Source organism: Actinoplanes sp. NPDC048796 (genome assembly GCF_040650035.1).
In the GTDB taxonomy this organism is placed as follows: Bacteria; Actinomycetota; Actinomycetes; order Mycobacteriales; family Micromonosporaceae; genus Actinoplanes.
Window position 1 is genome coordinate 23,590 of record NZ_JBEZGO010000015.1, and the last position, 13,799, is coordinate 37,388.

Here is a 13,799-nt window from a genome sequence, read left to right on the forward strand (position 1 = left end):
CCCGACGGGGAACTCTAGTATCGCCACGTGAGACGCGCTCTTCTCCTGGTCACCGCCGGTGTTCTGGCCGCCGTGGGCGTGACGGCGCTCGCCGGGCGCGCCGAGGCTCCCGTGGCCCAGGTCAGTGACCTGACGGTCGACGAGTCGGTGCCCGAGCGGTCTCTGGTCGAGGACGTTCTGCGCGTCGACTTCGAGCGGCGCCACGGCGATGAGGCGCACTTCGCCCTCGTACCCCGGGAGCGCCCGCCCGGTCTGCTGCGCATGGGTATCGGGTCCGACGGGCCCGGCTCGGTGGTCGACTCCTACCAGTTCGGCGGGCAGAAGCTCAGCGCCCTCGTCGAGCTGGCCACCCAGCCCACCGACACGTGCGCGAACGCCGAGATGTGCGTCCGTGACGACGCCCGGCATGTGACGGTGTACCTCACCGGCAACGTCGCCACCACGCCCCGCGTGGGCGATCCGGAGACCGACACCGCCCGCGCCTTCTGGTCACGGGCCGAGATGGTTCCGCTCGCCGACGCGGCCTGGTTCAGCGAACTGCTCGCGCGCGGACGGCGGTAGTGACCGGCCACGAGATGCTGCAGGACACGCCGCACCGGCGGATCGTCCGGGTCGGGGACACCGTACGGCGTCCTCTGCTGCCCTGGTCGGCCGCCGTGCATGAGCTGCTGCGGCATCTGGAGGCGGTGGGGTTTCCGTACGCGCCCCGGGTCCTCGGTGTCGATGACGAAGGCCGGGAAGTGCTGACGTACGTCGAGGGCGACTCCGGGCCCGACGGCTGGGCCAAGGTCGTCGACGAGGACGGGCTGATCGCCATGGCGCGGCTGCTGCGGGAGTACCACGAGGCGGTGAACGGGTTTCGGCCGCGGGCCGTGTGGGCCGGGCGGACGGCGCCGATGGCCGAGGACGAGATCGTCTGTCACGGGGATTTCGGGCCGTGGAACCTCGTGTGGCACGGGAATCGGCCCGTCGGGGTCATCGACTGGGACTACGCCTGGCCGGCGAAACCGGTTCACGACGTGGCGTACGCACTGGAGTATGTGGCGCCGTTCCGCGACGACGAGACCTGTCGGCGGTGGCTGCGCTACCCCGGCCCGCCGGACCGGCGGCGCCGGATGGAGATTTTCGCCGGGGCGTACGGGACGGCAGTCGACGTGGAGGAGGTCATCGCGCAGCAGGAGCTGGTCTGGGAGCGGGCGACATCGCTGGCCCGGCAGGGGCTGGAGCCGCAGGCCGGGTGGCTGGCGAGCGGCTTGCTCGACGAGACGGCGGAGCGGATCCGGTGGAGCCGGGAGAATCGGGCACTGTTCGCATCAGGGCTGTGATGGATCTCGCGGGACAGGTTACCGACAAGTCGGTGGCGGAACGATGTTTCGCTGTGAAGGCTGTCGCCATGACTACGACGTTCGATCGTGCTGCCGCGCGGGGCAGCGCGGAGCTTCTGCGGGAGAAGCGGCTCGAGCTGTCCGCCCTGACGATCCCCTCGGGGCGGGGCTGGGCGCCGCTCGGCTCGCAGGTGACCGAGTGCCTGGTGAAGCAGCCGGCGACCATCGGTGAAGTGATCGGCATGCTGGTCACGATGCAGCGGATCCTCGACGAGCTGCCGCCGAGCCCGGCCAACAACCGGGTGTCCGCCTTCAACGAGCTCTACCTGAAGATCACCCGCCGGGTGGACGCGGCGCTGGTCGACGGGGTCAACTCGCCGGAGTTCCTGGAACGGCTCGACGTCGAGTTCGCCCGGCGCTACTTCGCGGCCATCGACCTGTGGAACAACGACAACGAGGACACCCCGGATGTGTGGGAGGTGCTCTTCAAGCGGGCCGGCGACGTGGAGATGACCCGGCTGACGGCGGCCATGCTCGGCGTCAACGCGCACATCAACCATGACCTGGCGCTGGCCCTGATCGCCACCTGGGCCGATTTGGGCGCTCCCACCGACGACATCATCCACCCCGACTACCTGCTGGTGAACGAGATCTTCTACCAGGAGATCCCACCGTTGCGCCGGGGCTTCTCCGACCCCTGGCAGCTGGAGCTGGACGAGTTCGTCGGGCCGCTGGACGACTGGAGCCAGCGCATGCTGGTCACCATGACCCGGGCCCGGGCCTGGGACCAGGCGCGCCGGTTGTGGCTGCTGCGCCACGACGAGGACGACTTCGAGCAGGCCCGCCGCACCATGGACCGGGCCGCGTCGCTGCTGGCCGAGTGGGCCATCGCCGGCGACCGGATCCTGTCCGAGGCGGGCGAGGTCGTCGACGGCGGCCGCGATCTGCTGCGCCGGCTGTTCGGGCGCGACCGGGATCGGGATCCGGGGGCTCACATCGGCCGGGGCGCGGCCGATTAGAGGTACATGCTTCGTACGGCGGCGCCCCCCTCGTTCGGCGCCCTGTTCGAGTCGTCGCCCATCGGCATGGCCATGGTCGGTCTCGACGGCGAGTGGGTACGGGTCAACGCGGCCATCGCCGCCATGCTCGGCTACACGCCGGACGAGCTGCTCGCCCGTACCCGCAAGTCGGTCATCCACCCGGAGGACGTCGACAACGACGCGGCGCAGGCGGCCGATCTGCTCGCCGGGCGGGTCGACAGCTACCGCGTGCGCAAGCGTTACCGGCGCCGCGACGGCGGGCTGACCCACTGCCTGCTGACCGTCACCCTGCTGCGCGACGACGCCGGCGAGCCGGCGCACTTCCTGGGCCAGCTCGTCGACGTCACCGCCACCATCGCCGCCCAGCAGGCGCACGAGCGCAGCGAGGAGCAGTTCCGCACCGCGTTCGACGCCAGCCCGATCGGCCTGCTCATCGCCGACGAGCACGGCCGGTTCCGGCGGGCCAACCCGGCCGCGGCCGAGCTGACCGGGCGCCCGGTGGACGCGCTGATCGGCCTGACCCATCGCGAGATCACCGACCCGGCCGACATCGAGGCGAGCGCCCGGGCCCGCCTGGCGCTGCTGCGCGGCGCGGCCGACGTGCAGTACGACAACCGGCTGCGGCACGCCGACGGCCGGATCAGCTGGACCCGGGTCAGCCTGTCGCTGATCCCGGGCCCGGACGGGCGCCGCTGGCGGCTCGTGCAGTTGCAGGACATCACGGCCGAACGGGTCGCCGCGCTCGCCGCCGAGCGGGAGGTGCAGCGGCTGCGGGCCACCTTGGCCGTGCAGCGCGACGTCACCGCGGCCGCGGCCGACCGGGACGCGGCGCTGCGCGTGGTCGCGGCCCGGGCCGTCGAGCTCTTCGAGGACGCCGACGGCGCGACGGTCGAGCTGGTCGAGGGCGACGATCTGGTGTACGCGGCCACGGCCGGCACCCTGGCCGGCGCCAAGAACGCCCGCGTGCCGGTCGCCGGCTCGCTCAGCGGCCAGGTGCTGACCACCGGCGCCCCCGCGCACTGCACGGACACCGCCACCGACTCCCGGGTCGACCGGGCCGCCTGCGAGCGGCACGGCATCGGCTCGATGATGATCGCCCCGCTGCACGCCGAGAACCGGGTGATCGGCTGTCTGAAGGTCTCCTCGGCCCGGACCGGCGCCTTCGACGCCCCCGAGGTGCAGCAGCTCGCCCTGCTGGCCGACAGCCTCGGCTCGGCCCTGCAACACGCCGACGACGCCGCCCGCAACGCCGCGCTGCTCGTCGAGCGCACCCACGCGCTGGCCCTGCTGGAGGCGAGCGAGACCCGCTTCCGGATGACCTTCGACAACTCGCCGCTCGGGCTCGGCCTGATCAGCCTGGCCGACGGGGTGCCCGGCCGCTACCTGCAGGCCAACCCGGCCCTGTCGGCCATCACCGGCTACGACGCCGGCGAACTGCAGCTGATGACGTACGGCGAGATCCTGCACCCGGACGACCGTCCCACCGGCACCGCGCCGGGCCGCTCGGTCGTGCGCTACCGGCACAAGGACGGCCACGAGGTGTGGGTGTCGTCGCGCACGGCCGAGGTGCGTGACGACACCGGGCGGCCGCTCTACCTGGTCAGCCAGGTCGAGGACGTGACCGCGCAGCGGGCGGCCGAGGCGCAGCTGCGCCGGCAGGCCCGGCTGCTGGAGCTGATCCCGGCCGCGGTCATCGTGCGCGACCGCGACGGCACGATCCGCTGGTGGAACGCCGGCGCCGAGCAGTTGTACGGCTGGCCGCTGTCGGCGGTCGCCGGCAAGAACATCCACCGGCTGCTCTCCACGGTCTTCCCGGACGAGTGCACCGAGCAGGACGCGCTCGACGGCCTGGTCCGCAGCGGGCACTGGGACGGCCAGCTCGACCACCTGACGGCGTCCGGCCGGGTCGTCACCGTGCTCAGCCGCCAGGTGCTGCATCTGCCGGCCGACCAGGTCCTCGAGATCAACACCGACGTGACGGCGGCCCGCGCCGCCGAGCAGGCCCTGGCCGAGAGCGAGCAGCGGTTCCGGGCCCAGTTCACCCATTCCGCCGCCGGGCAGGTCATCTACGGGCTGGACGGGTCGCTGGTCTCGGTCAACCCGGCCTACGCGGCGATGCTCGGGCACACCGTCGAGCAGCTCGTGGGCCGCCACGACCGCGAGTTCGCGCACCCCGACGACCTGATGGAGAGCCGCCGGCACCGGGCCGACCTGTTCACCGGCGACCGCGACGCCTACACCCAGGAGGGCCGTCTGCGGCACGCCGACGGGCACTGGGTCGACGTGTCGGCCACCTTCTCGGTCGTCCGCGAGGTGGGCGGGCGGCCCAAGCACCTGATCGGCGTGATCACCGACGTGTCCGCGCGCCGGGCGGCCGAGGCCGACCGGGACCGGTCGGCGGCGGCGCTGGCCGAGCGCAACGCCGAGCTGGAGGCGGCCGACCGGCTCAAGCTCGACATCATCGGGATGCTCGGGCACGAGATCGGCAACCCGCTGTCGTCGATCCGCGGCTACGCCGAGGTGCTGGCCGAGGGCACGAGCGCGGCCATGCGGGAACGGGCCGTCGAGGCGATCGCCCGGCAGGCCGGGCGGCTCGACGACATCGTGCGCGAGGTCCTGGCGATGGTGTCCATCGACGCCGGTTCACTCACCGCCGTACGGCAGGAAATCGGCATGCGTGACCAGATCACCCAGGCCCTCGTGGCGATGGACCTGGACGGCCTGCCGGTGCTCGGCGACGACACCCGGGCCTGGTGCAATCCCGGGCATCTGCAACAGATCCTGGCCAACCTGCTGTCGAACGCGGCCAAGTACGGCGGCGGGGCCACCTCGATCACGGTGGGCCGCGACGGCTCACGGGTGACGGTCAGCGTGGCCGACGGCGGACCGGGCGTGCCGGCCGAGTTCCGGCACCGGCTCTTCGAGCGGCTGGCCCGCGCCGAACGCGACGCGACCAGCGTGCGCGGCACCGGCCTGGGCCTGTACATCGTGCGCGGGCTGGCCCGGGCGAACGAGGGCGACATCCGCTACACGCCCGACCCGGACGGCGGCTCGATCTTCGTACTGGACCTGGAGGCCTGTTCTTAGATGCTGGCGCCCGGGGTCCAGCCGGAGATGTCGGACAGGCGGCCGCGCCACAGGCGGCCCTTGGTCGGCTGCGTGCCTGGGAAGTGGATACGCGAGTTCCGCAGGTGGATGTAGCGGGTCGGAGCCATCAGGGCGGCGTACTGGCGCTGGGTGACCTCGTCGCCGATGTCCCGTGACTTGATCGCCGCGTGGGCCAGGTCGGACTGCTCCTTGACGTGCTCGGCGGTGCCGACGTAGAAGGCGTCCTCGTGGTCGTTGAGCTCGCTGACCTCGGCGAACCACTGCCACTGCGGGATCAGCTCGCCGCTGATGAGCAGGCCGCCGACGCTGAGACCGATCGGCACGCCGGGGTCGACGGGGTCGCTGAGGCGGTCCATCTGCGAGACGTAGGTGGCCAGCACCCCGTCCGGTTCGGCCCAGTCGAAGTGGGCCGCGCCTCCGATGAGCATCGGCTCGAACACCACGCACCCCTTTCGGTCGGCTTTCCCCCGAAAACCGACTCTAGGTGAGCCGGGGCGCGCTCAGCGGGCTTTCGGCCGATTCGCGGGCGCCGGCGCCGCATGGCTACCCTGAACCGACCATGGATCTCGTCGTTCCCGCCGCGCTGGTCGCCGACGTGCGGATGCCCGCCCTGGCCGTCACCGACGGCTCCCCCGGCCCCGAGTGGGCCGACGTGCCGATGAGCGCCTGGACCTTCCGCCGCCGGCCGGCCCAGCGCCTGCCCGTCGACGCCGCCACGGCCCGCGCCCTGCGCCGCCACGCCCGCCTGGCCCCGCTGTCCCTGCCGGTCTCGCTGCTGTCGATCGCCTTCCTGGCCGTCGGCGTCAGCGCAGGCTCGACCCTGGCCCTGGCGGGTTCGCTGATCGGCCCGCTGTGGAGCCTGGTCGAGGGCCGGGGCCGCCCGGACCTCCACCCGTACCGCACCCCGGCGGGAGATCTGCGCATCCCGGGCGTGCCGCTCGAGGTGGCCCAGGAGTGGATCAGGCTCAACCCGGGCGTGACGGTCACCGACGTGCCCGCTCCGCGCCGCCACTCCCGCCGCTTCTACGCCACCTGGGCGATCGGCCTCGTGGGGGCGGCCTTCGCCCTGGCCCTCGTGCTCGCCAACGACGGCCGCGAGGACAACTTCGTGTTCTTCATGCTCGTGCCGGCCCTGTTCATCGCCGGCGTCTGGACCGCCACGAAAACGGCGCCCCAGTAGATGGATGCCTATTTGTGCCGGCTGGGTCTCGGCCGAATGGCGGGACGGCGGCCCGGCGTCGAGGAACTGGGTGAGCTGCACCGGGCGCACGCGGAGCGTGTCCCGTACGAGAACCTCGAGATCTGGCTCGGACGGCCGACCACTGTGGACCCGGCAGAGTCGGTGAAACGGATCACGCGGGGGCGCGGCGGGTACTGCTATCACCTCAACGGCGCCTTCTCCGCACTGCTTCACGCACTGGGATACCAGGTGAGCCGGCACGTCGGCGGGGTGCAGTCCCTGTCTGGGCGGGCGGCCGGGGCGGACGGCAACCACCTGGTGCTCACCGTGTCGGGACTGCCGTCGGCGGAGGCGCCGGACGGGCGCTGGCTGGTCGATCTGGGTATGGGCGATGGGCTGCACGGGCCCCTGCCACTGGTCGAGGGCGCCCATCGGCAGGGTCCTTTCACGTACGGCCTGCGCCCCTCCGAGGCCGAAGCCGGGGGGCTGGCGCTTCGACCATGACCCACGTGGGGGTTTTCTGGAGACGCCGGGCGACTACTTCGGCGCGCTGGGCGACCTCTTCGGGCTCGTCTTCGACGATGTCACCGCCGCCGAGCGGGACGTTCTGTGGGGGCGGCTCGCGGCGGCGCACGAGCGGTCAGGTGCGGTGCAGCTCTAGGAAGTCGTTGGTGTGGGCTGTGATGAACCTCAAGTCCGGGTCGTAGCCGAGGCCGGGGCCGGTGGGGACCTCGACCAGCCCGTCGACGCTGAGGATGGGCTCGGTGGTGACGTCGCGGGCGTAGTACTTGTCGGAGCCGGACACGTCCGAGGGCAGGGTGAAACCGGGCAGGGCGCTCAGGGCCACGTTCGCGGCGCGGCCGAGACCGAACTCGTGCATGCCGCCGCACCAGACCGGGATGCCGTGTTCCCGGGCCAGGTCGTGGGCCCGTACGGCCGCGGTCAGGCCGCCCATCCGGGAGACCTTGATGTTCAGCACGCGGCCGGAACCCAGGCGCAGCGCGGTGTGCAGGTCGTCCAGCTCCTCGACCGACTCGTCCAGGCACACCGGGGTGGACAAGCGATCCTGCAGGTCGGCCAGCGCGGCGAGCGCGCGCGGCGCGTACGGCTGCTCGATCATCAACAGCCCGAGGCCGTCCAGCTCCGTCAGGACGCCGAGGTCGCCGGGGGTGTAGACGCCGTTCGCGTCGACGTGCAGCGGCACCGCCGGGAAGGCGGCGCGGACGGCGCGGACCGGTTCGACGTCCCAGCCGGGGGCGATCTTCAGTTTGACCCGGCGGTAGCCCTCGGCGACCCGCTGGGCGACCTGTTCCAGCAGGGCGTCGATGGTCGGTTCGATGCCGAGGGAGACCCCCGCCTCGACCCTCGCCCGCGTTCCGCCCAGGGCCGCGGCGAGCGGCCGGCCCGCGGCTCTCGACGTCAGATCCCAGGCGGCCATGTCGAAACCGGCGCGGGCGAACTGGTTGCCGCGAACTTTGGCCAGCGCGTCGAAGAGGTCGTACGGCTCAAGCACATCGGTTTTGAACGTCAGCGGCGCCAGGTGATCACGCGCCACGGCCCAGCACGACTCCACGGTCTCGGCCGAGTAGAACGGGCCGCTCGGTGAGGCGATCTCACCCCATCCGACGGCGCCGTCGGAGGCGGTCAGCGTGACCAGGATGTGCTCGAGGAAACGCTTGGCGTGCGAGCTGGTCTGGAACTCGTGCACCAACGGCAGGCGGACGCGGCGCAGCTGAACGGAGGCGATACGGGTCATGTCTCGTCCATGTAGAGGTCGAGCTCCGCGGCCAGGGCGTCGCGGTCGTGCAGGCGGCGGCCCGCGCCCTTGGAGCTGGCGATGGTCAGGGTGGCCAGCAGGTGCAGGGCCAGGACGATCGAGGTCGGCGAGTTGGCGTACGAGGCGCTGTCCCGCTCGACGACGATGGCGGTGCCGGCCGCGCTCGTCAGCGGCGCGTCCGGGGCGTCGGTGATCAGGATCAATTCACCCCCATGGCGTGTGTACGCCGCGGCGACGTCCACAGTGTCCCGCCGGTAGCGCTCCATGGAGACGGCGACGAGCAGATCGCCCTGCCGGATGTCGCCGAGCAGGTCGAGTGGCCGCACGACCTGCTGCACGGCGGACAGGCCGGCGCTGAGGTCGGCGGTGAGCAGGGCCGCGTACGCCTGGGACTTGCCGTTGCCCAGCACGAAGCGCCGCCGGGCCGAGACGATGCGGGCGGCCGCGCGCTCGATCGCGTCGTGTTCGGCCGCCCAGGCGAGCGCCTTGCCGAACTCGGCGCGCTGCTGCTCGAGGACGCGCTGCTTGAGCACCCGCGCCGAGCGGCGCTGAACGTTGCGGTCGAAACGCTCGGCGGGCGTGGTCACGGCACGTCCCGTACGAAGGTGTAGGCCACCTGGTCGTCGTCCTGTCTTTCCACGGCGACGAGCCGCCGCCCACCGCCGAACGCGGCCCGCAGCCGCTCCCGCAGGGCCGGCCGATCGGCCACCGGCGCCACCACGACTGACGACTCCGTCTTCCCGCCGCGAGCCGGGTAGAGGTCCCAGGACACCAGCAGCCGATCCGAGTCGCCGTCGTCGTAGTAGTCGGGCAGGAACCGGATCGCCGTGGCGCCCAGGACCGCGAAGTTGAAATGGGCGTTGCGCAGCGCGTACGGGTCGAAGGTCCACCGCATCGTCCGCGCTCCCGTCGCCCGCGCGGCCTCGGCCTGCGCCTGCTTGAGCTTGCGCCCCACGCCGGTGCCCTGCAGCCCGGGAGCGACCGCCGCCGCCTGCGAGTAGTGGTAGAGCTCGCCCTCCTCGACGGCGCTGAACCCGTAACAGAAACCGACGAGCTCGGCGTCCCGGAACGCGCCGATCACGGTGCCGGCGTTCTCCCGCAGAGCGGCCAGCAGGCGCGGGCTGACGCCGAACTCGGGCTGCTCGTACCCGAAGACGGACCGGTAGAGCGCCGAGGCCGCCGTCCACTCACCGAGCCCGGCGAGATCACGAACCACTATCACCCGGCCACTCCCCTCGCGCCCTCATGCAAAGATACGAATCGTATAACCGGCATGATGCACTCTGTTCGCCGCGTTGACAACGCATCAGCCCCAACTTAGCGTTCATATATGGACGTGATCGAGACTCTGCGCCGGTACACGCTGATCGAGACGCCGACCGGCGACCGCGCGTCACTCGACGCGCTGGCCGAGGTGCTCGAGGCCGACGCCGCCCGCGCCGGCTTCCACACCGGCCGCGAGGACGGCCATCTGCTCTGGTCCCGGCCCGGCCGCGCGGGCCGCCCGCTGCTGTTCCTGAGCCACTACGACACCGTCTGGCCGGTGGGCACGCTGCGCGACATGCCCTGGCTGGTCGAGGACGACACCATCAAGGGCCCCGGGGTGTACGACACCAAGTCCGGCCTCGCGGCGCTGCTGGCCGCCGCCTCGCGAGCCGGTCACGACGGGCCCGAGATCCGGGTGCTCGTGGTCGCGGACGAGGAGATCGGCTCCCCCACCGCTACCGGCCTGGTCCGCTCCGAGGCCGCGAAGGCGGCGGCCGTGTTCGGGATGGAGCCGCCACACCCCGACGGCGCCCTCAAGACCGGCCGTCGCGGCAGCACGCGGGCCCGGATCGAGGTGACCGGGATCGAGTCCCACGCCGCCCTCGACCCCGACGCCGGCGTCAACGCCATCGACGAACTCCTCGACCAGCTCCTGCGCGTCCGCGAGTTCGTCCGCCCCCGCCCGGTCCTGCTCAACGTCGGCACGATCGAGGGCGGCGGCCGCACCAACGTGGTCGCCGGCCACGCCCACGCCGACCTGGGCCTGCGCTTCCTCGACCCGGAGAACGAGGAGGCCGTCCTGCAAGCCTTGACAGACCTGGTTCCCGTACGCGAGAGGGCCCGTGTCCGAAGCACCCTGCTGGCCCACCGCGCCACCTGGCGCCCGAACGAGGCCGGTGCGGCCCTGCTCGCCCGCGTCGCCGAGGTCGCCGCCACCGTCGGCCAGTCCCTGGACGGCCGCCCCGCCGACGGCGCCGCCGACACCAACACCACGGGCGCTCAAGGCATACCCACGGTCGACGGCCTGGCCCCGCGCGGCGGAGGCGCCCACGCCCGCCACGAATGGGTGTCGGCGGCCGGCATCGCCGAGCGCGTCGCCCTGCTCGAAGCCCTGATCGGAGGCTGGTAGATGGCCAGGCTGATCCACCTGAACGGCCCACCGGGCATCGGCAAGTCCACCCTGGCCGCCCGCTACGCGGACAGCAGCCCCGGCACGCTGAACCTCGACGTCGACGCCGTGCACCGCCTGGTCGGCGGCTGGCAGAACGAACAGATCGACACCTGGCCGGCCGTGTGGTCCCTGGTCTGGGCGATGGCGGCGACCCACCTGACGGGCGGCCACGATGTCATCCTGCCCCAGTACGCAGCCGACCTCGACCGGATCGCCGAGTTCGAGCAGCTGGCCCACCGGCACGGGGCCGGCTTCCGCGAGGTGGTCCTGCTCACCGACCGGGAGGCGGCCATCGAGCGGTTCGAGCGCCGCGCTCAGGAAACCGGCGACCCGTGGATCCGCCACCACCACCGCCTCATCGAGCGGGCCGGCGGCGCGGCCGCGCTGAAAGCCATGTACGACAACCTGATCGAGGTCGTACGCCTGCGCCCAGGCACGGTTGTGGTGCCGAGCACCACCGGGGCGGTGCGGGAAACCTACGACCTGTTGGCGGCCACTCTGGAGATCTAGGGAAAACGGCTGTATGGAAGTTTTCCGATCTGGGCGGCGCCGCTCTGGTAGTAGGCGCGGGTGGCGATGAGCCGCTCTACGCCCTCGAGCTCCTGCGCCGCGATTAGTTCCGGCGAGTCGGACTCGGGAGCGCGGCGCCCTCGCGGGGCGGCCGCGAAGGTCAGGCCCGCGAAGGCGCCCAGGACCGCCGAGAGACACACCAGCTCCCTGCGAGAATGGCGAACAGTCCGAGCGTGAGGACCAGTCCCGCCTTCGACATCTGCCCGAGCAATTTCCACGCGTCCTCCGTCACGAAAATGATCAGCGTGGCCGCGAAGAGCGTGGGAAATACTTGGAGCATTCTCTCCAGGCTTCCGATGAGGCCGAATCGGATGGAACCCGCGACATGCAGCAGAAGCGGAACGGCAGTAGCGACGAGGGCCATGGCGGGCCACGCGACCGCAGTTGTCACGGCTATGACAATCCCCGTACGAAAGCCTCCGAAGACCCAGCCCGCGATGACGAACGCGACAAAGTAAATCCCGGCCCATCCCAGAGTGGATGCCCTCTTCGTACGCCACGGGCGCGTAATAATTCCCGGATAGGCTTCTTGTGCTGCGGCTGCTATGCCTACCGACAGACTGTAGACCAAGAGCGGCTCTAGTTGATGGCCTCGCATGATCTGGATCGTTTGATAGGTGAGGAGGGCAGCAGCCAGGATAGCCGCTACCCGTCTGGCTTTTTGGCGATATCGGGTGTCATATCCGTAGCACAGCGTTCCCAGGCCGCCTGTCCGGAATTGGCCCTCGAAGGTGACCAGACATCTTGTCACCAGATCACGATCGGCCCGAGGCGCGGGATCTTCCGACGGTGAGGGGCCGGCGGGGGCGGGTGTGGACATCTTCGCCGCCCCTTCACCGATCGACGCACCGGGCTCCCTCATGGTCCGCCCCTCCGGCCGGCGATTAAGGGATGTGTCAGTGGGCCGACAACGCGCGTGTCAGTCCAGGGTCTGGATGTGGAGACCACCGAGGCGTCCAGCACCGCTTCGTGCTGGGTGAGTGAGCCGGCCCTCGACCGCCACGTCGCCGTCGCCGTCCAGACGGGTCCATCGCCGGGTTTGCCGCGCGCGGCGCGTCCCCGTCGAGCAGCGGCAACAGGTCGATCGCCGTCGCGCCGGGGCCTTCGCCGTCACCTGATCGGGTTTTCGGCGTGCGGCGATCGAGGTACATTGCCGACATTTCCGGTTCGTCGCCTCTAACGTCCTCAGCGTCACGTCGCCACGGCCCGGGGAGTACGCATGAGGAGAGTCCACCGTCTGCTGGCAGCGTCGCTGCTGATCGGTAGCGGCGCCATCGTCCCCGCCAGCACCGCCGCCGAAGCGGCGCCCGCGGTCACTCCGGCGCCGAGCGCTGCTCAGCTGAGCGGGGACGATCAGCCCGGAAGCGTGATCAGTTCCTCGCCCGCCGCCCTGCCCAAGGAGCTGGCCGCCGCCACCGGACGGTTCGTGAAGTATGTGACCACCGACGTCCGGGGCCGGCGCGTCCCCGCCACCGGCCTGGTGCTGACCCCGCGTACCAACCGCAAGGATCACGTCGTCGTCTGGGCGCACGGCACGACCGGGCTCGCCGACCGCTGCGCGCCCTCGGCCCACCAGGACGTCTTCTGGCCCGAGGCCCGCGCCGCCGTCGCCGAGCTTCTCAGCCGCGGCTGGACCGTGGCCGCCCCCGACTATCCCGGCCTCGGCACCGCGCAGCCGCACCCGTACCTGATCGGCGCCGGCGAGGGCCGTTCCCTCATCGACAGCGTCCGCGCCGCCCGCCGGCTCAACCCTTCCCTGGGTACGCGCTACGCGATCGACGGCCATTCCCAAGGCGGCCAGGGCGCCCTGTTCGCCAACCAGCTCGCCCCTTCGTACGACGGCGACCTTCAACTGCGCGGCACCGCCGCCATCGCCCCCGTCTCCAACGTCGACGTCCTCGCCCCGCAGATCCCCGGCACGCCCGGGCAGGGATATCTGGTCATGGGTCTGTACGGCCTCAACGCCGTCGAGCCTTCGTTCCGCCCGGCCGACGTGCTCGCCGCGCCCGCCCGCCAGCGGGCCGGCGTGCTGGAGACCGGCTGCCTCAACGAGATCCTGGCCGCTTTCGCGCCGCTGACCGCCACCCAACTGCTCGACGGCGGCCAGCTTCCGGCCGCCTGGGTGACCAAGCTGGCCCAGTACGACAACCCGGCCCGGACCGCGCCCAGCGCCCCCGTCCTGATCGTGCAGGGCACCGCCGACGAGGCCGTGCCGGCCCCCGTGACCGACATCCTCGTGGACCAGCTCGACGACTACCGCCCGGTCCGCTACGACAAGCTGCCCGGCCAGACCCACGACGGCGCCGTGTTCGCCTCCACGGAGACGGTCGCCGACTGGATCGCCGACCGTCTCCGCTGACGG

14 protein-coding genes are annotated in these 13,799 nt (G+C 71.7%); 9 read left to right on the plus strand and 5 right to left on the minus strand.

The features are described 5' to 3' along the window. Positions 1 to 27 precede the first annotated feature (27 nt). From AB0C26_RS38625 to AB0C26_RS38640, 4 genes are all read left to right on the plus strand, one after another. Complete coding sequence (locus AB0C26_RS38625) at positions 28 to 561, plus strand: hypothetical protein (protein ID WP_360258055.1); 534 nt, start codon at positions 28 to 30, stop codon at positions 559 to 561. Next, positions 561 to 1,325, plus strand: coding sequence for an aminoglycoside phosphotransferase family protein (locus AB0C26_RS38630; RefSeq protein ID WP_360258057.1), 765 nt, complete (start codon positions 561 to 563; stop codon positions 1,323 to 1,325). The genes AB0C26_RS38625 and AB0C26_RS38630 overlap by 1 nt, the downstream gene beginning before the upstream one ends. A gap of 68 nt (positions 1,326 to 1,393) precedes the next feature. Next, a complete protein-coding gene (locus AB0C26_RS38635; protein ID WP_360258059.1) occupies positions 1,394 to 2,344 on the plus strand; it encodes a DUF5995 family protein in 951 nt (316 codons plus the stop codon). Between the two features lie 6 nt (positions 2,345 to 2,350). Then, positions 2,351 to 5,452, plus strand: a complete 3,102-nt coding sequence (locus AB0C26_RS38640; RefSeq protein ID WP_360258062.1) for a PAS domain S-box protein — start codon at positions 2,351 to 2,353, stop codon at positions 5,450 to 5,452. Here the strand turns inward: AB0C26_RS38640 and AB0C26_RS38645 are convergent. Further along, positions 5,449 to 5,913 (minus strand): hypothetical protein, encoded by a 465-nt coding sequence (locus AB0C26_RS38645; protein ID WP_360258064.1) that lies wholly within the window; start codon positions 5,911 to 5,913, stop codon positions 5,449 to 5,451. The genes AB0C26_RS38640 and AB0C26_RS38645 overlap by 4 nt on opposite strands. Before the next feature lie 119 nt (positions 5,914 to 6,032). On the opposite strand from AB0C26_RS38645, the gene AB0C26_RS38650 reads away from it, so the two are divergent. Then, positions 6,033 to 6,653: a hypothetical protein gene (locus tag AB0C26_RS38650; RefSeq protein WP_360258066.1), complete on the plus strand. Its 621-nt coding sequence runs from the start codon at positions 6,033 to 6,035 to the stop codon at positions 6,651 to 6,653. A gap of 36 nt (positions 6,654 to 6,689) precedes the next feature. Continuing rightward, positions 6,690 to 7,157 carry an arylamine N-acetyltransferase gene (locus AB0C26_RS38655; protein WP_360258068.1) on the plus strand — a complete coding sequence of 156 codons (468 nt, stop codon included), beginning with the start codon at positions 6,690 to 6,692 and terminating at the stop codon, positions 7,155 to 7,157. 136 nt (positions 7,158 to 7,293) lie between these two features. On the opposite strand, the gene menC is transcribed toward AB0C26_RS38655, so the two are convergent. From menC to AB0C26_RS38670, 3 genes are read right to left on the minus strand one after another with little or no spacing between them, the layout of a single operon-like run. Further along, on the minus strand, positions 7,294 to 8,409 hold the full coding sequence (menC, locus tag AB0C26_RS38660) for an o-succinylbenzoate synthase (protein ID WP_360258070.1): 1,116 nt from the start codon (positions 8,407 to 8,409) through the stop codon (positions 7,294 to 7,296). Next, complete coding sequence (locus AB0C26_RS38665) at positions 8,406 to 9,017, minus strand: SIS domain-containing protein (RefSeq protein ID WP_360258072.1); 612 nt, start codon at positions 9,015 to 9,017, stop codon at positions 8,406 to 8,408. Before AB0C26_RS38665 ends, menC begins: the two co-directional genes overlap by 4 nt. Continuing rightward, the gene (locus AB0C26_RS38670) at positions 9,014 to 9,652 is read right to left on the minus strand and encodes a GNAT family N-acetyltransferase (RefSeq protein ID WP_360258074.1); all 639 of its coding nucleotides are present in this window, start codon (positions 9,650 to 9,652) and stop codon (positions 9,014 to 9,016) included. The genes AB0C26_RS38665 and AB0C26_RS38670 overlap by 4 nt, the downstream gene beginning before the upstream one ends. A gap of 108 nt (positions 9,653 to 9,760) precedes the next feature. Here AB0C26_RS38670 and AB0C26_RS38675 point away from each other — a divergent pair, with 108 nt between their 5' ends. Continuing rightward, positions 9,761 to 10,825 carry a M20/M25/M40 family metallo-hydrolase gene (locus AB0C26_RS38675; protein ID WP_360258076.1) on the plus strand — a complete coding sequence of 355 codons (1,065 nt, stop codon included), beginning with the start codon at positions 9,761 to 9,763 and terminating at the stop codon, positions 10,823 to 10,825. Next, a complete protein-coding gene (locus tag AB0C26_RS38680; protein WP_360258078.1) occupies positions 10,826 to 11,377 on the plus strand; it encodes an ATP-binding protein in 552 nt (183 codons plus the stop codon). 160 nt (positions 11,378 to 11,537) lie between these two features. Here the strand turns inward: AB0C26_RS38680 and AB0C26_RS38685 are convergent, their stop codons facing one another. Beyond that, positions 11,538 to 12,299 (minus strand): hypothetical protein, encoded by a 762-nt coding sequence (locus AB0C26_RS38685; protein ID WP_360258080.1) that lies wholly within the window; start codon positions 12,297 to 12,299, stop codon positions 11,538 to 11,540. A 357-nt stretch (positions 12,300 to 12,656) separates the two neighbouring features. Between AB0C26_RS38685 and AB0C26_RS38690 the strand changes: the two genes are divergently transcribed. After that, on the plus strand, positions 12,657 to 13,796 hold the full coding sequence (locus AB0C26_RS38690) for a lipase family protein (RefSeq protein WP_360258082.1): 1,140 nt from the start codon (positions 12,657 to 12,659) through the stop codon (positions 13,794 to 13,796). The last annotated feature ends 3 nt before the right edge of the window (positions 13,797 to 13,799 follow it).